At 73.7% G+C, this 15,975-nt stretch carries 12 protein-coding genes; 3 read left to right on the top strand and 9 right to left on the bottom strand.

All coding sequences use genetic code 11. From position 1 onward, the window contains the following. Positions 1-41 precede the first annotated feature (41 nt). The 6 genes from QOM21_RS19780 to QOM21_RS19755 all read right to left on the bottom strand — a co-directional run bounded on the left by QOM21_RS19780 (position 42) and on the right by QOM21_RS19755 (position 8,590). A complete protein-coding gene (locus QOM21_RS19780) occupies positions 42-2,483 on the bottom strand; it encodes a hypothetical protein (RefSeq protein WP_407551877.1) in 2,442 nt (813 codons plus the stop codon). A gap of 251 nt (positions 2,484-2,734) precedes the next feature. Next, a complete protein-coding gene (locus QOM21_RS19775) occupies positions 2,735-3,433 on the bottom strand; it encodes a demethylmenaquinone methyltransferase (protein WP_407551875.1) in 699 nt (232 codons plus the stop codon). A 149-nt stretch (positions 3,434-3,582) separates the two neighbouring features. Continuing rightward, positions 3,583-4,248: a hypothetical protein gene (locus QOM21_RS19770; RefSeq protein WP_407551873.1), complete on the bottom strand. Its 666-nt coding sequence runs from the start codon at positions 4,246-4,248 to the stop codon at positions 3,583-3,585. 39 nt (positions 4,249-4,287) lie between these two features. Beyond that, positions 4,288-5,487 (bottom strand): cyclic dehypoxanthinyl futalosine synthase, encoded by a 1,200-nt coding sequence (gene mqnC, locus QOM21_RS19765; protein ID WP_407551871.1) that lies wholly within the window; start codon positions 5,485-5,487, stop codon positions 4,288-4,290. Between the two features lie 140 nt (positions 5,488-5,627). Beyond that, positions 5,628-7,598 (bottom strand): protein kinase domain-containing protein, encoded by a 1,971-nt coding sequence (locus QOM21_RS19760; RefSeq protein WP_407551870.1) that lies wholly within the window; start codon positions 7,596-7,598, stop codon positions 5,628-5,630. A 101-nt stretch (positions 7,599-7,699) separates the two neighbouring features. Further along, entirely contained in the window at positions 7,700-8,590 is an 891-nt protein-coding gene (locus QOM21_RS19755) for a menaquinone biosynthetic enzyme MqnA/MqnD family protein (RefSeq protein WP_407551868.1), read from the bottom strand. Between the two features lie 249 nt (positions 8,591-8,839). On the opposite strand from QOM21_RS19755, the gene QOM21_RS19750 reads away from it, so the two are divergent. Then, on the top strand, positions 8,840-9,043 hold the full coding sequence (locus QOM21_RS19750) for a cold-shock protein (RefSeq protein WP_003984261.1): 204 nt from the start codon (positions 8,840-8,842) through the stop codon (positions 9,041-9,043). Between the two features lie 426 nt (positions 9,044-9,469). On the opposite strand, the gene QOM21_RS19745 is transcribed toward QOM21_RS19750, so the two are convergent. Then, the gene (locus QOM21_RS19745) at positions 9,470-11,410 is read right to left on the bottom strand and encodes an AMP-dependent synthetase/ligase (protein WP_407551866.1); all 1,941 of its coding nucleotides are present in this window, start codon (positions 11,408-11,410) and stop codon (positions 9,470-9,472) included. Positions 11,411-11,628: 218 nt separating this feature from the next. Next, entirely contained in the window at positions 11,629-12,930 is a 1,302-nt protein-coding gene (locus QOM21_RS19740; protein WP_407551865.1) for an acetyl-CoA C-acetyltransferase, read from the bottom strand. Positions 12,931-13,001: 71 nt separating this feature from the next. Here QOM21_RS19740 and QOM21_RS19735 point away from each other — a divergent pair, with 71 nt between their 5' ends. Both QOM21_RS19735 and QOM21_RS19730 read left to right on the top strand, forming a co-directional pair. After that, entirely contained in the window at positions 13,002-14,330 is a 1,329-nt protein-coding gene (locus tag QOM21_RS19735) for a 3-oxoacyl-ACP reductase (RefSeq protein WP_407551863.1), read from the top strand. After that, positions 14,330-15,253 carry a MaoC family dehydratase gene (locus QOM21_RS19730; protein ID WP_407551861.1) on the top strand — a complete coding sequence of 308 codons (924 nt, stop codon included), beginning with the start codon at positions 14,330-14,332 and terminating at the stop codon, positions 15,251-15,253. Before QOM21_RS19735 ends, QOM21_RS19730 begins: the two co-directional genes overlap by 1 nt. 39 nt (positions 15,254-15,292) lie before the next feature. On the opposite strand, the gene QOM21_RS19725 is transcribed toward QOM21_RS19730, so the two are convergent. Continuing rightward, positions 15,293-15,961: a TetR/AcrR family transcriptional regulator gene (locus tag QOM21_RS19725; RefSeq protein WP_407551859.1), complete on the bottom strand. Its 669-nt coding sequence runs from the start codon at positions 15,959-15,961 to the stop codon at positions 15,293-15,295. Positions 15,962-15,975: the final 14 nt, after the last annotated feature.

Below are 15,975 nucleotides of genomic sequence, written 5' to 3'. Positions count from 1 at the left end.
CGTGCCGGGCGCATCCGCCCGGCACGGCCCGCCGACCTCTCCTACGGGCTCGACTCGCCCACCGTCCAGGTGTTGAGCGCCGTGCTGAACACCTGGTCCTCGACCGGGTCGTAGAGGGAGTCCACGCACTCGTAGTAGATGCTGTATTCGGTGCCGTCGGCGGCGACATACGCCTGGTCGATGGCGTGCATGGTGTTGCCGGTCTCGTCGTTGACGTAGGTGAACTCCCAGCGGGCACCGGCGCTGTTGCGGAAGGTGTTCTGCGCCAGCTCCGTGCGCTGGTAGTTCGTCCGCTTCCTGGCGCCCTTCTCCAGGGTGCTGAAGTTCTCGTAGGAGGACTGCGGGGCGTCCGGGATGACCCCGATGCGCAGATACGACCTGCCCGCCGGGGCCTTGTAGTCGATCTGGGTGCCCTTCTGCGAGCGCTTCCAGCCGCGCATCACACCCATGGAGAAGCCCTTGGGGTCCTGCTGCCGGACGAAGCCGTCCGGCAGCTGCGCGTCCGGTGACGGGGCTCCGGCGGTGGGGTCCGCGGTCGGGCTGCCGGACGGGCCGCCGGTGGGCGTGGCCGAGGCGGTCGGGCTCGCCGAGGGGCGGCGGTCGTCGCCGGGCGATGCGCTCGTGACCGCGGCGGGCTTGTCGGCCTTGTCGCCGGTGTCGTCCTGCCGGTTCTTGAAGTAGAGCGCGCCGGCCGTGCCGCCGCCGCCGACCAGGAACGCGGCCAGGGCCAGCGCCACCCACTTCACGGCACCGCGCCGCGGCGGCCGGGGCTCGTCGCCCGGGGCCGGGGTGATGACGGCCGGGGTGAAGGGCGGGGTCGCGTCGGCGGGCGGGGGGTTGCCGGGCCGGACCGCGGGGAGGTCGGGTGCGGTCGGGGTGGGATGTGTGGCGGATGCGGGGTGTGCGGCGGGCGGAGGCGCGGAGGGCGCCGCGGCGTCCTCGGCCGGGGTAGCCGGGGCTGCCGGGGCTGCCGGTGCTGCTGGGGCTACCGGAGACGGGGCGCCCGCGGCCTGCGGGCCGTAGGCGCTCGCGGGCGGATAGCCGTAGCCGGGCGTGGCCGCCGGGCCGCCGTGGGGAGCGGTCGGCGCGGAGGGGCCACCGCGTCCCACGATCATCAGCAGGTACGGCACGAGCAGCACCGCGCCGAACGTCCACAGCAGCGCGAACAGCAGCGTCTCGGCGAGGCTCGCCGTCAGTTCGGCGTGGGCGCCGATGCTCGGGCCGCTCGCGCCGTAACCACTGCCGTAGCCGGGGCCACCGCCGTAGCCGCCGCCGTCGCTCCCGTCGTGGAACGTCGCCGAGACGCTCGCGCCCGCGACCAGCACCACGCACACCAGCGCGACGACGAAGAGCCCGGCGGCCAGCAGGGCCTCCCGCCGGTCGGCGCTGCGCCGTACGACCAGGTGGCCCACCAGCAGCGCACACACCACAGCGCCGACGATGACGCCGAACACCGTCCATCCGCCGCTGATTTCACCCAGCTCGGAGTAGCCGAGGGATTCTCGTCCCGACCCGAGGAAAGGCATGTCGGGGAGGTTCCACTCGGCGTTCAGCGGCGCGCCCCACGCGAACGCGAGGGCCAGCGCACCGAGGTTGGGCAGCAGCGCCAGCATGCCGAGCACCTGGCCGCCGTCGAGGTCGTCCGCCGTGGCCAGCAAGGTCACGAAGGTGACCGCGGCGGACACCGAGAGGACGACGAGCAGCGCGAACAGGGCGCTGCGCAGCGCCCCGGTGGCGGTCCGCCAGGCGGGCCGGGTGGCGAGCCAGGCACGGGCCTCGGTCCGCGCGAGCACCGCACCGCTCACCACGGCGGCCAGCAGGAAGGACCACAGCAGCGCGAGCCACGGCGACGACGACAACTCGATGCCGCCGTACGACGGCTGTGCCAGCAGTCCGAGCAGGAAGGTGCCGGCGCCGCAGAGCGCCGCGATCCGCAGGATCTTCTCCAGGACGGCGCTCTGCGGGAGCGCCCCCGGCACGGCGGCCTCCGGCACCGTGGTGGCGGGTCCGCCCCGGCGGGCGGCGATCACCAGCGCGCCCACCCACATCGCCGTGGCCACCAGCGGCACCAGCGACAGCGACGCCTCGCCCGCGAGCCCTTCGCCGAACGACCCCAGGGACGCACCGGCGTTGCCGGAGAAGCTGACCCCGCCACCGACGCTCTGCAACAGCAGCGCCAGGGCGATTTGCATCCGGGTGCCCCAGCCGAGACCGGCCTCGTCGGTGTCGTCGGAGGAGAAGATCCCCAGCAGGCAGGCGAGGACGAGGAGCACCAGGGTCGGCCACCCGGCGACCTTCAGTGCCGCAACCCAGTCGCCCTTCGCCGTACGGGTGAGGAAGGCGCCCAGGGGCGAAGGGCGGGCGGGGGCGGCGTACGGCGGGTGTCCGGGCGGGGCCGCGGGCGCCGGCGGCGCTCCCGGAGCGGGCGGCGGTCCGCTCGGCGTGGGCGGCGCGGCGGCCTGCCGCTCCCGGCCGCACCCCATGCAGAACCGCGCCTCGGGCGGCGACGAAGAACCACAGTCCGGGCAGAACGATGACAAGGCGGACTCCGGGAATTCAAGGGCAGTGCGGACAACTGCCACTGGCGAACGTACAGACACGGCTGTCGTACGCATGGTTCCCGGCGTTTCACTCGCTGTGAAGGGTCGTTACCCGAGCGAGACCGCCCCCGACGCGACGCGGCGACCGCCCCGGCCCGGGTCGCCCCGGGCCCGCGGTCACCGCTGTGGCGCGGTCAGTTGGCCGGCCTGGTCCCCCGGTGCAGTGCCACGACGCCGCCGGTCAGGTTGCGCCAGGCGACCTTCGTCCAGCCCACGCCCTGCATGCGGGCGGCGAGTTCGGGCTGGTTGGGCCAGCTGCGGATGGACTCGGCGAGATAGACGTACGCGTCGGGGTTGCTGCTGACCGCGCGGGCCACCGGCGGCAGCGCCCGCATGAGGTACTCGGTGTAGACGGTGCGGAACGGCGCCCAGGTCGGCTCGCTGAACTCGCAGATGACCACCCGGCCGCCGGGCTTGGTGACGCGGTACAGCTCGGCCAGCGCGGCGTCGGTGTCCTGGATGTTGCGCAGCCCGAAGGAGATGGTGACGGCGTCGAACACCCCGTCCGCGAACGGCAGGCGGGTGCCGTCGCCCGCGGTGAACGGCAGCCACGGGTGCCGCTTCTTGCCCTCCCGCAACATGCCGACCGAGAAGTCGCAGGGCACGACGTAGGCGCCGGTCCTGGCGAACGGGAGCGAGGAGGTGCCGGTACCGGCCGCGAGGTCGAGGACCCGCTCGGCGGGCCGGGCGGCGACCGCGCGGTCGACCTCCTTGCGCCACAGGCGTGCCTGCCCCAGGGACAGCACGTCATTGGTCAGGTCGTAGCGCGCCGCCACGCCGTCGAACATCGCGGCGACTTCGTGCGGCTGCTTGTCCAGGGATGCTCGGGTCACCCGGCCATTGTCCACCGTGCCCCGCCGCACCCGGCAGCGGCCCGCCCCGGCGTCGCGGCCGGGCGCCCACGCGGCGGGTCCGCGGCCCGGCGCCGGCGGGCCGCGCAGCGCGGCGGCACGGCCCTCGATGCGGGACCGTAGGCACCCGCTCAGCGCCGCCGGAACACCAGACGGCCGGCCAGCACGGTGGCCACGCAGCTGCCCGCGCCCTGCTGCCGCAGCGCTCCGTCGGGCAGCTCGGGACCTTCGCCCACGGGGACGTCGAACACCGCGAAATCGGCCGGGCCGCCGACGGCCAGCTCACCGTCCAGGGCCATACCGGGCGGCAGCACCGCGAACGGGTCCAGGCTGGGCGCGTCCGCCCGCCCCCGCGCCGGCTCCGCGCTCGTCTCCGGCTCGCGTACCCGCAGGCCGGATCGGGTCACGGCGCTGCGCACGGCAGGCCGCCGGAACGGCCCGGCCACGGCGGTCGTGCCGTGCTGGAGCATCCGCTGGAGTCCGCGCCTGGCGCTCGCGCCCCAGCGCGCGTCGTCCATCGCCAGAGCGGCCAACGCGTCACCGGTGAGGGGTGCGGTGCCGAGCGCGTCGGCCTCGCGCGGGTCGGGATGGTAGGCCGCTTCGAGCAGCGCGGCGGCCCAGGGGTTGAACAGGCCGGGGGTCAGCAGGCCCGGCCAGCGGCGCACCCGGGCCTGCGGCCGGGCGGCGGTCAGCTCCGCCGCCGCGCCCAGGCCCACGATCAGACCGCCGTCGACGGCCACCGCCTCGCACCGGGCGCCGCGCGCGAACACCGCGTCGGCGGCGTGGATCGTCAGCACGACCGGCTCAGCCTGCCCTCAACTCCCGCCGTACGCCGCTCAGTTGGCCTCGACGAGCTTCAGCTCGGGGTGGGCCGTACCGCCCTCGATGGCGGTCGAGGAGAAGTGCGAGACGGCCTTGTCGTCGACCGGGTCGTTCGCCGGGTCGTCGTGCACGACGAGGTGCTCGTAGGTGGTGGCGCGCTGCGCCGGGACGCGGCCCGCGCTACGGATCAGGTCGATGATCTCCATGCGGTTGGAGCGGTGCTTGGCACCGGCCGAGGAGACGACGTTCTCCTCCAGCATGATCGAACCGAGGTCGTCCGCGCCGTAGTGCAGCGAGAGCTGGCCGACCTCCTTGCCGGTGGTCAGCCACGAGCCCTGGATGTGCGCGACGTTGTCGAGGAAGAGCCGGGCGATGGCGATCATGCGCAGGTACTCGAAGAGGGTGGCCTGCGTCTGGCCCTTCAGGTGGTTGTTCTCCGGCTGGTAGGTGTACGGGATGAAGGCGCGGAACCCGCCCGTACGGTCCTGGACGTCGCGGATCATCCGCAGGTGCTCGATGCGCTCGGCGTTGGTCTCGCCGGTACCCATGAGCATCGTGGACGTCGACTCCACGCCGAGGCCGTGGGCCGTCTCCATGATCTCCAGCCAGCGCTCACCGGACTCCTTCAGCGGCGCGATGGCCTTGCGCGGGCGGGCCGGCAGCAGCTCGGCACCGGCGCCGGCGAAGGAGTCGAGGCCGGCCGCGTGGATCCGGCGGATCGCCTCCTCGGGCGTCACCTTGGAGATCCTGGCCATGTGCTCGATCTCGGAGGCGCCGAGGGAGTGGATGACCAGCTGCGGGTACGCCTTCTTGATGGCGGAGAAGTGCTCTTCGTAGTACTCGACGCCGTAGTCGGGGTGGTGGCCGCCCTGGAACATGACCTGGGTGCCGCCCAGTTCGACGGTCTCCGCGCAGCGGCGCAGGATGTCGTCGAGGTCGCGGGTCCAGCCCTTGGCGGTGTCCTTGGGAGCGGCGTAGAAGGCGCAGAACTTGCAGGCCGTCACGCAGACGTTGGTGTAGTTGATGTTGCGCTCGATGATGTACGTCGCGATGTGCTCGGTGCCCGCGTAGCGCCGGCGGCGCACCGCGTCGGCGGCCTTGCCCAACGCGTGCAGCGGTGCGGAGCGGTACAGGTCGAGCGCTTCCTCCGGAGTGATACGGCCGCCCTGCGCGGCGCGGTCGAGTACGGACTGGAGGTCGGCGTTCTCGGTCACCGGGGCGTCCCTTTCGGAGGCGGGCATAACGACCGAACCAGCCTACGCCAGGGGTCTGACGGCCTCGTTGGCGGCCGGGCCGCCCGGGGCGGCGGGTGGCGGGGGCCATGAACCGGCGGCGGGTGCGGCCCGCCCGCCGGTCAGCCGCCGCCCTTGGTGAGCGTCGCCCGCGGCTTGCCTCCCGCGTCGTCCGCGGAGACGAAGGAGAGGGTGCCGCCCTTGCCGAGGGTGTAGGTGACCTCGGACGTGGTGCCGGTGCAGCCCGGCCCCTGCTTGCCGTCGGGGCGCTCGACGAGCCGCAGCCGCGTGCCGGTCGACGAGACCAGCTTCGACTTCGCCTCGCAGCTCAGCACCCCCGCCACGTCGTACGTCGTGTGGATCACGTAGTCGCCCTTGCCGCCGGCCTTGACGACGCTGGTCATCGTGCCGTTCGGGAAGCCGTTCGCCATCCGGACGCTGCCCGTCCAGGTGCCGAGGAAGCCCTTGGCGACGGTGGGCGCCGCCCCTCCGCTCCCCGTGTCGCCGGGCCCGCGGGAAGGCGTCCGCCCGGTGTCCGAGGGCGGCCGCGCGCTGGTGTCGTTGCCGCCGTGGTCGCCGGGGAGGAGCTGGAAGACGAAGACCGCGGTCGTCGCTGCGGCCAGCGCACCGGCCACGGACAGCACGAGCGAGCAGCTCACCCGGCGCGGCCGGTTCCGGCCCCCGACGGCCGCGGTCAGCGCGATCCGCCGTTCCTTGGAGCCGCCCGAGGTCGCCGACGCCGCGCCCGGCCCGGCCGTGGGCAGCTCGGCGTGGCCCGGGGCGGGGCCGTGGCCGGTCACCTGGGGACCCGAGGCGGCCGGAGGCGCCCCGGCCACCGGCCAGGAGGCGTGCGGCGGCGGACCGGGTGCCTGACCGGGGAACGCGGGGACTTCGGAGACGGCCCCTGGCGTGGGCGCCGAGGCGCCCCCCGCCGGACCCGGTCCGCCTCCCTGCCCGGCGCGCGACTCCTGCGCCACCGCCGCCTCCCCCGGCACGTCGCGCCCCTGCGCCGCCGGCAACTGCACCTGAGCGTCGAACGGCACCAGCCCGGACGCCGCGCCGTATGAGGGATCGGGTGGGCCGAACGCGCCCCCGAGCGGGGAAGGTGACGGGGCCCGCCCGCCGGTCCACGACGCCGCACCGCCCTCGGTCGCCTGCCCGGTCTCCGCCGCCGCGCCCGCACCGCCCTCGCCCGTGTCGAGGTTCAGCAGCTCCACCACCTGCCTGCTGACCCGCTCGACCAGGGCGGCGGGCAGCCAGCCGGTCCGCACCAGGCCCGCGGCACCGCCCTCGCCCGCGAGGCCGGCCGCGAGGTCGTGCGGCGCGGGCCGGGCCGCGGGGTCCTTGGCAAGGCAGCCGGCCACCAGTTCGCGCAGCTCGCCGGTGAGCAGGCCGCCGAGCTCCGGCTCCTCGTGAACGATCTTGTAGAGCAGCGCGGCCGAGGAGTCGCCGGAGAACGGCCCCGCGCCGGTCGCCGCGTACGCCAGCACCGCGCCGAGCGAGAAGACGTCCGCGGCGCCCGACGTGCCCTTGCCGAGGATCTGCTCGGGCGCCATGTAGCCGGGCGAGCCGACGGAGACCCCGGTCGACGTCAGCGAGGCGGTGCCCTCGGTGGCCCGCGCGATCCCGAAGTCGATCAGCAGCGGGCCGTCCAGGGTGAGCAGCACATTGGACGGTTTGACGTCGCGGTGCACCAGCCCTAGCGCGTGCACCGCGGCCAGCGCCTCGGCGAGCCCGGCGCCCAGGGCGCGTACGGAGTGCTCGGCCAGAGGTCCGACGTCGGCGACGGCCTGCGCGAGCGAGGGACCGGCGACGTAGCCGGTGGCGATCCACGGGACGGCGGCGTCCGGGTCGGCGTCCAGCACCGGGGCGGTCCAGGCGCCGCCGACCCGCCGCGCCGATTCGATCTCCCGCCGGAAGCGGGCCCTGAACTGGTCGTCGGCGGCGAAATGCGCGTGGACGACCTTCACCGCGACGGTGCGCCCGCCCGCGCTGCGCCCGAGATAGACCCGGCCCATCCCGCCCGCGCCGAGCCGGCCCAGCAGCCGGTACCCGCCCAGGACCCGTGGGTCGTCCCCTGCCAGCGGCTCCATGGCGTTGCCTCCCCCTCGCGACGGCCCCCACAGCTTAGAACCCGGGCCGTGCCGGGCCACCGAAAACTGTGCGTCGCTTCGGCATCGGTCGGGCGGCGGGGCTAGGCCCCCAGCAGGTCCACCTTCACGTCGGCGGGGAAGCCGGTCGTCGGGCCGACCCGGCGGGCGAATTCGGTGACCCCGCGCAGCTGGTCGGGGCCGAAGCGGAAGTCCAGCGTCGTGAAGTAGCGCTCCAGCACCGGCTCGTCGAAGGTCTCCCAGCGGGCCGCCTGCTCGGCGACCTTGCCGACCTCCTCCAGCGACAGGTCGCGGGAGGCCAGGAACGCCTCGTGCACCTTGCGTACGACCACGGGCTCGCGCTCCAGGTAGTCGCGCCGGGCGGCCCAGACGGCGAAGACGAACGGCAGCCCGGTCCACTCCTTCCACATCTGGCCGAGGTCATGGACCTCCAGGCCGAGGCGCGGACCGTCGTGCAGGTTGGCGCGCAGCGCGGCGTCGCCGATCAGTACGGCCGCGTCGGCCTCCTGCATCATCAGCCCCAGGTCGGGCGGGCAGGTGTAGTAGTCCGGCCGGACGCCGACCTTCTCGGCGAGCAGCAGCTGGGCCAGGCGGACGGAGGTGCGCGAGGTGGACCCGAGGGCGACCCTCGCGCCGTCCAGCTGGTCCAGCGGCTTCTGCGACACGATCACGCAGGACATCACCGGGCCGTCGCAGCCGACCGCGAGGTCGGGGAAGGCCACCAGGTCGTCGGCGGCGCGCAGGAATTCGACGAGGGTGATCGGTGCGATGTCGAGGTCCCCGCGCACCAGCTGCTCGCTGAGCTTCTCCGGCGTGTCCTTGGTGAGGTCCAGATCGAGCAGGGTGCCCGTGCGGGCGAGGCCCCAGTACAGGGGCAGGCAGTTCAGGAACTGGATGTGGCCCACCCGCGGCCGGCTCCGATGGTGATCGGCTGCGGCTTCCGCGGGTCCGTCTGTGAAGGTTGAATTGTCCACATGCGGAGGCTAGACCTGTCGGGCGGGCCGCGAAGCGGCGGGGCGACCTATGGCCGACGGCCGTGTCGGCTAAACGTGATCTTTGGCTCTTCCACCTCACGAGCGCTGCATGCTACGCTCAGCGCAAGTTGCAGTTTGGTTTCCCTTGCAGTACAGAGCCTGCGGAGCATGTGACCCGCAGGCTTTTGTAGTTTTCAGACTTGTTTGCAGGTTCTGGAGCAGGGCAACCCTTTGGCCCAAGGAGGGCTTATGGCTACCGGAACCGTCAAGTGGTTCAACGCTGAAAAGGGCTTCGGCTTCATCGCCCAGGACGGCGGCGGCCCGGATGTCTTCGTCCACTACTCGGCGATCAACGCCTCTGGTTTCCGCTCCCTGGAGGAGAACCAGCAGGTGAACTTCGACGTCACGCAGGGTCCGAAGGGCCCGCAGGCGGAGAACGTTACGCCGGTCTGAGTTGCCCGGTCCGACCTTTAGGTCGACTTAAGCAGTACCCAAGGAGCCCCGCTCCTCCACTTCGGTGGGGAGAGGGGCTCCTGCCTTTTGTCGACAAACGGAAAGACACGCGAGAACGCCACGGAACCCTTCCGCGGACGCCTGCGTCTTCTTTGCCGGAGCGGAATCGGACCCCATCGAAGATATGAATAGCGCGTGGCGATTTCGGTGTGCGCGGCCGGGCGCGGCGCGGCTCCGCTTCCGCCTTCGGCGGGGTGCCGGACGCGGCCGGGAGAGCCCGGGGAGCCACCGGATGCCGCCCGCGGTGACGCCCGTGGCGAATCCGCGGCGAAAGCGGGCAGCGAAAAAGACCCCGTGCCACCTCCCCCACAGAGGTGACACGGGGTTCCAGTCTGACGCGCTCGGGGCGTGGACTCCAGAGCGGGGTCAGGTCCTTTGGTACAACCCCTCGATCTCTTTGGCGAAGTCGCGGGCGACGGCGGCCCGCCGGAGCTTCAGGGAGGGGGTCAGATGCCCGGTTTGCTCGGTGAAGTCCACCGGCAGCACGGCGAACCGGCGGATCGACTCCGCGCGCGAGACGAGCTTGTTGGCGTCGTCCACGGCGTGCTGGAGGTCGGCGAGCAGCCGCTCGTCGCGCACCAGCTCCGCGAGCGGTACGTCCCGCTTCTTGTGCATCTGCTGCCAGTGGACGAGCCCGTCCGGCTCCAGGGTGAGCAGCGCCGCGATGTAGGAGCGGTTGTCGCCGACCACCATGCACTGGCCGACCAGCGGATGCGCGCGCAGCCGGTCCTCCAGTGGCGCGGGGGCGACGTTCTTGCCGCCCGTCGTCACGAGGACCTCCTTCTTGCGGCCGGTGATGGTGAGGTAGCCGTCCGCGTCGAGCGCGCCGAGGTCGCCGGTCGCGAACCAGCCCCGGTCGGTCGCCGGGCGGGCCGTGCCCAGCTGTTCCGCGTCCCAGTAGCCGGCGAAGACCTGGCCGCCGCGCAGCAGCACCTCACCGTCCTCGGCGATCCGTACCGCGGTGCCCGGCAGCGGCCGGCCGACCGTCCCGATCCGGGGGCGCAGCGGTGGGGTGACGGTCGCCGCGGCGGTGGTCTCGGTCAGCCCGTAGCCCTCGAAGATCTCGATGCCGGCGCCGGAGTAGAAGGCGGCGAGCCGGTGTCCGAGGGGGGATCCGCCGCAGATGGCGTAGCGGACCTTGCCTCCGAGGGCGTCCCGGATGCGGCGGTAGACCAGGGGGTCGTAGAGCTTTCGGGCCGCCTTGAGGCCGAGTCCCGGGCCGGGGCCGGTGCCGTGCTCGCGGGCCTCGACCGCCTCGCCGTAGGAGCGGGCGATCCGCGCGGCCCGGTCGAAGGAGGCGGCCCGGCCCATCTTCTCCGCGGTGGCCCGCCCGGTGTTGTAGACCTTCTCCAGGACGTAGGGGATGGCCAGCAGGAACGTGGGGCGGAAGGTGGCCAGGTCGCCGAGCAGCTCGTCGGTCTGGATGCTGGGCGCGTGGCCCAGGCGGACCCGGGCGCGCAGACAGCCGATGGCGACCATGCGGCCGAAGACGTGCGACAGCGGCAGGAACAGCAGTGTCGAGGCGGGCTCCTCGCTGACCGAGGTGAACACCGGGTGCAGCAGCGCGACGGCGTTGTCGACCTCGGCGAAGAAGTTGGCGTGGGTGAGCACACAGCCCTTGGGGCGGCCGGTGGTGCCCGAGGTGTAGATGAGGGTGGCGATGACGTCCGGGCCGACCGCGGCGAGCCGCTGCTCGACCGCCGCGTCCGGCAGGTCGCGCCCCGCCGAGACCAGTTGGGCGACGGCGCCCGCGTCGCACTGCCACAGGTGCGCGAGTCCGGGCAGCTCACCGCGGATCCCGCTGATCAGCCGGGCCTCCTCGACGCTTTCCACGACGCAGGCCGTGGCGCCCGAGTCGTACAGGATCCACTGCGCCTGGTGGGCGGAGGAGGTGGGGTAGAGGGGGACGGTGACCAGGCCGGCGGCCCAGGCGGCGAAGTCGACGAGGGTCCACTCGTAGGTCGTGCGGGCCATGATCGCGAGCCGGTCGCCGGGCCGCAGGCCGTGGGCTATCAGGCCCTTGGCGACCGCGCGGACCTCGGCGGCGAACTGCGCGGCGCTGATGTCCCGCCAGGCGCCGCTGGGTTGCTTGCGGGCCAGCACGATGTCGCCGGGCGCCTCGGCGGCGTTGATGAAGGGGAGGTCGCCGAGCGAACCGGTGGGCACCGGTGGCACCAGCGCGGGCACCGACACCTCGCGCACGATGCCGTCGACGACGGTCTGCTCCGGCTCGGCGGGGCCGCCACCGGCGGCCGGGCCGGTAGCTGATCGGGGGGCTGTGCTGTCCTGGCTGTCCTGGCTGAACACGAGCGGCTCCTCATCTCTCGGACGAAGTGGAGCCGGCCACCGGGGGCTCCCGCACTGACGGAGCGGACGGCGGCACGGCACGGCTGTTCTTGCGGGGCACGGTGCGTTCGTCGCGAGGCGGGCGCGGTGGGGGCGCTCTCCCGGCCTACGGGTCGGTTCGGGCGGAGCGGGCTCTGCGGGTGTCGTCCGACAGGTGCCGCCGAAGGGCGGCGTCGTCGTCACTCTCCCTCGGCCCGCTCCAGGATCGCCGTCACCCCCAGTCCGCCGGCCGCGCAGATCGACACCAGCCCGCGGACGGGACCGCCGTCCCGTGCCGGGCCGTGTTCGTCGAGCAGCTTGGCGAGGGTGGCGACGATGCGGGGGCCGGTGGCCGCGAAGGGGTGGCCGGTGGCGAGCGAGGAGCCGGCGACGTTGAGGCGGGCCCGGTCGACCGGCGCGAGACCCCGCTTCTCCCAGGCGGCGAGGGTGGCAAGGACCTGGGAGGCGAACGCCTCGTGGATCTCGATCAGGTCGAAGTCCTCGATGCCCAGGCCGGCCCGCTCCAGCATCCGCGGCACCGCGTACGCGGGAGCCATCAGCAGCCCCTCGTCGCCGTCGACGAAGTCCACCGCGCCGGTCTCGTACTCGGTCAGGTAGGCCAGGGGCCGCAGGCCGCGCTCGCGGGCCCACTCCTCGCTCGCCAGCAGGACGGTCGCCGCGCCGTCGGTGAGCGGCGTCGAGTTGCCCGCCGTCATGGTGGCGCCGGCCGTCCCGGTGCCGAACACCGGCTTGAGCGTGGCGAGTTTCTCCGCCGTCGAGTCCGGGCGCAGCTGGTGGTCGCGCACCAGCCCCTGGAAGGGCACCACGAGATCGTCGAGGAAGCCGCGGTCGTACGCGGCGGCGAGCCGCTGGTGGCTGATGGCGGCCAGTTCGTCCTGCGGGGCGCGCTCGATGCCCCACTCCTTCGCGGTACGGGCGGCGTGCTCGCCCATCGAGAGGCCGGTGCGCGGCTCGGCGTTGCGCGGGATCTCGGGCAGCAGGTGCCGCAGCCGGATACGGGCGATCTGGCGGAGCCGGTCGCCCGTCGATGTCGCGCGTCGGGCGGCCAGCAGGATCTTGCGCAGCGCGTCGTTGACGCCCAGCGGGGCGTCGCTCGCGGTGTCCGTGCCTCCGGCGATGCCGCATTCCAGTTGGCTCAGCGCGATCTTGTTGGCGACCGCGATGACGGCCTGGAGGCCCGTGCCGCACGCCTGTTGGATGTCGTAGGCGGGCGTGCGGGCGTCCAGCCGGGAGCCGAGGAGCGTCTCGCGGGCGAGGTTGAAGTCGCGACTGTGCTTGAGCACGGCGCCCGCGACGAACTCGCCGACCTGCTCGCCGGCCAGGCCGTACCGCTCGACCAAGCCGTTGAGCGCGGCGGTGAGCATGCCCTGGTTCGACGCGGCGGCGTAGGGGCCGTCCGCCCGTGCGAACGGGATCCGGCTGCCCCCGATGACGGCAACCCGCCGGATGGTGCCGCCGGTTGACCGATCCCGGTTGAGCATCCTCGACCAACTCCTGACCCGACAGTAACCTTACTTCGAAGTAAATTTACGCGAGGACCAGGAGTTGGCCAATGCCCGATCACTACCTTCGTCTCACCAATTCCCGCCCCGGCCGATTCCTCGCCCGCCGGCTCGGCCTGCCGCAGCCCACCCCACTGCGCCGCTGGAGCGCCGAACACCCCGGCCCGGCCGGGCCGGTGCTCCATCTGACCGCGGGCAGGTCCGCCACCGACCCGGCCGCCGTCCTCGCCCGTACGGGCCTGACGGTGCACACCGACCGTGCCCCGGGCACCCGCCACTCCGGCATCGTCCTGGACGCGACCGGGGTCGGAGACGTGGGCGGCCTCGGCGAGGTGCACGCGGCTCTGCACCCCGTCATACGGGAGCTCGACGACCATGCACGCGTCATCGTCCTGGGTGCCGCCCCCGACCCGCTGGACCACCACCAGGCCGCCGCCCAGCAGGCGCTGGAGGGCTTCGTCCGCTCCCTGGGCAAGGAACTCGGCAAGGGGAGAACCGCTCAACTCCTGCGGCTGGCACCGGGTTCGGCGGACCCCGCCGAATCCACCCTGCGCTTCCTGCTCTCCCCGCGGTCAGCGTTCGTCAGCGGCCAGGTCATCGAGATCGGCGCGGCCCGGCACACCGCGCCGGACGACTGGGCGCGCCCGCTCGCCGGCCGCACCGCGCTGGTCACCGGCGCCGCCCGCGGCATCGGCGCCGCCGTCGCCGGGACGCTGGCCCGCGACGGCGCCCAGGTCATCTGCCTCGACGTCCCGCAGGCCGAGGCGGATCTGGCGGAGGTGGCCGGCCGACTCGGCGGCAGCGCCCTGCCCCTCGACATCACCGCACCCGACGCGGGCGAACGGATCGCCGCCGCGCTCCCCGCCGACGGCCTGGACATCCTCGTCCACAACGCCGGCATCACCCGGGACCGGCGGCTCGCCAACATGCCCGGCGAGCGCTGGAGTTCGGTCCTCGACGTCAACCTCGGCGCGGTACTGCGCACCACCGACCACCTGCTGTCGGCGGATGCGCTGCGCCGGGACACCGGCCGCGTCATCGGCACCTCCTCCATCGCCGGCATCGCGGGCAACACCGGGCAGACCAACTACGCGGCGAGCAAGGCCGGTGTCATCGGCCTGGTCCGCTCGCTGGCGCCACGGGCCGCCGACCGGCACGGCGTCACCGTCAACGCGGTCGCGCCCGGCTTCATCGAGACCGGAATGACCGCCGCGGTGCCGCTGTTCATCCGCGAGGCGGGCCGCCGGATGAGCTCGCTCGGCCAGGGCGGCCGGCCGGTCGACGTGGCCGAGACCATCGGCTGGCTCGCGAGCCCGGCCTCCTCCGGCATCAACGGCCAGATCGTCCGCGTGTGCGGGCAGAGCCTGCTGGGGGCCTGATGAGCGACGCGCCCCGCCCCGCCGCGACGGCCGACACCGTGCCGCTGCGCCACGCGCCCCGCCTGATGCCCGCCCTCGGCAAGGGCGTCCTGACCGGCATCGGCAAACGCCCGCATCCGGACGCCGCGCTGCCACCGACCCGCCTGGTGCTGTCCGCCGCGCGGATCGACCCGGCGGCCGTCGCGGCGTACGCCCGGCTCTGCGGCTTCCCGGCGGCCGGGCCGCTGCCCGTCACCTACCCGCACATCCTCGGCTTCCCGCTCGCCGCCCGCCTGATGAGCGCCCGCGCCTTCCCGCTGCCGCTGCTCGGGCTGGTGCACACCGGCATCACGATCGACCAGCGGGCCCCGCTGCATCTCGACGACCGGCTCGAACTCTCCGTATACGCCGAGGAGTTGCGTGCCCACCGACGTGGCACGGAGGTCGTGATGACCACCGAGGCACGTCGCGAGGGCCGGCTGGTCTGGTCCGACCGCAGCACCTATCTGGCCCGCCATCGGGCAGCCGCGGACCGGGCCGCCACCACGCCCGGCGACGCCCCGGACGCACCCGCCGGCCACTCCCCCGACCTCCCCGTACGCGCCGAATGGCAGCTCGCCGCGGATCTCGGCCGCCGCCACGCCGGCGTCTCCGGCGACTACAACCCGATCCATCTGCACCCGCTCACCGCCCGGCTGCTCGGCTTCCCCCGCGCCATCGCCCACGGCATGTGGACCTTCGCCCGCTGCGCGGCGGAAGCCGTCCCGCCCGGCGCCGCCACGCTCCGCATCGGCGCCGAATTCCGCGCTCCGGTACTGCTGCCGGCGACCGTCTCGTACTCCCAAGGGCCGGGCGAGGACGGCCAGGGCACGGCGTTCCGCCTGCACGGCGGCCCGGCCGACCGGCCTCGGCTCCACCTCGGTGGAGAGGTCCACATCCCGTAGGGCGGCAGGGCGGCAGGGTGGACCGAGGGCCCGCCGCCCTCAGTCCCCCGGCTTCCAGCGTTCGCCGGCCCGCAGACGGCCGAGTCCCGCCCAGGCGAAGTTCATGAGCGTGGCCGCCGTCTCCTTGGCGGTAGGGCGGGCAAGCTCACTCCTGGCCCCCTCGCCCGTGGGGCCGTTGGCCCATTCGGCGAGGGATTCGGCCGCGCCGATCAGCGCGTGGGCGAGCGCGGCCGCCTCCCGGTCGGCCGGCTCGCCCGCGCAGCCGGCCTCCTTCGCCGTCGCACCGATCAGGCCCGTCACCAGGTCGACGATCCGGGCGCGCATCGTGGCCACTTCGCGCGCGAACGGCTCGCCGTGGGTGCGGGCCTGCTGATGCAGGACCGCCCAGCCGTCCGGATGCGCGGCGGTGTGGGCGAAGAAGCCCTGCAGCCCGCTCCACAGCCGGCGGTCGGCCGGCCCGTCCGGCTCGACGGCGGCGGTGACGGCGTCCACCAGCGCGTCGGACTCCCGCTTGATGACGGCGCTGAACAGCTCCTCCTTGGAGTTCAGGTAGAGGTAGACGAGCGGCTTGGAGACCCCGGCGACCTCGGCGATCTCGTCCATGGAGGCCGCGCGATAGCCGCGCCGGGCGAAGGTCAGCACCGCGGCGTCCAGCATCTGCCGCTCCCGGACCGCCCGCGGCATCCGTTTGCTCTTCACAGCTCCCACCCTGAATGTCCTTC

This window comes from Streptomyces sp. Pv4-95 (assembly GCF_045782725.1).
GTDB lineage: Bacteria > Actinomycetota > Actinomycetes > Streptomycetales > Streptomycetaceae > Streptomyces.
The sequence above is the reverse complement of the archived record's forward strand: the minus strand, read 5'-3'. Positions and strand labels throughout refer to the sequence as shown.

What these genes read in the sequence shown, in the direction of transcription:
- QOM21_RS19760 (WP_407551870.1), bottom strand. Translation starts at nt 7,598, where the DNA reads ATGGAGCCGCTGGCAGGGGACGACCCACGGGTCCTGGGCGGGTACCGG.
- QOM21_RS19735 (WP_407551863.1), top strand. Translation starts at nt 13,002, where the DNA reads ATGCCCGATCACTACCTTCGTCTCACCAATTCCCGCCCCGGCCGATTC.
- QOM21_RS19780 (WP_407551877.1), bottom strand. Translation starts at nt 2,483, where the DNA reads ATGGGGTGCGGCCGGGAGCGGCAGGCCGCCGCGCCGCCCACGCCGAGC.
- QOM21_RS19740 (WP_407551865.1), bottom strand. Translation starts at nt 12,930, where the DNA reads ATGCTCAACCGGGATCGGTCAACCGGCGGCACCATCCGGCGGGTTGCC.
- QOM21_RS19730 (WP_407551861.1), top strand. Translation starts at nt 14,330, where the DNA reads ATGAGCGACGCGCCCCGCCCCGCCGCGACGGCCGACACCGTGCCGCTG.
- QOM21_RS19750 (WP_003984261.1), top strand. Translation starts at nt 8,840, where the DNA reads ATGGCTACCGGAACCGTCAAGTGGTTCAACGCTGAAAAGGGCTTCGGC.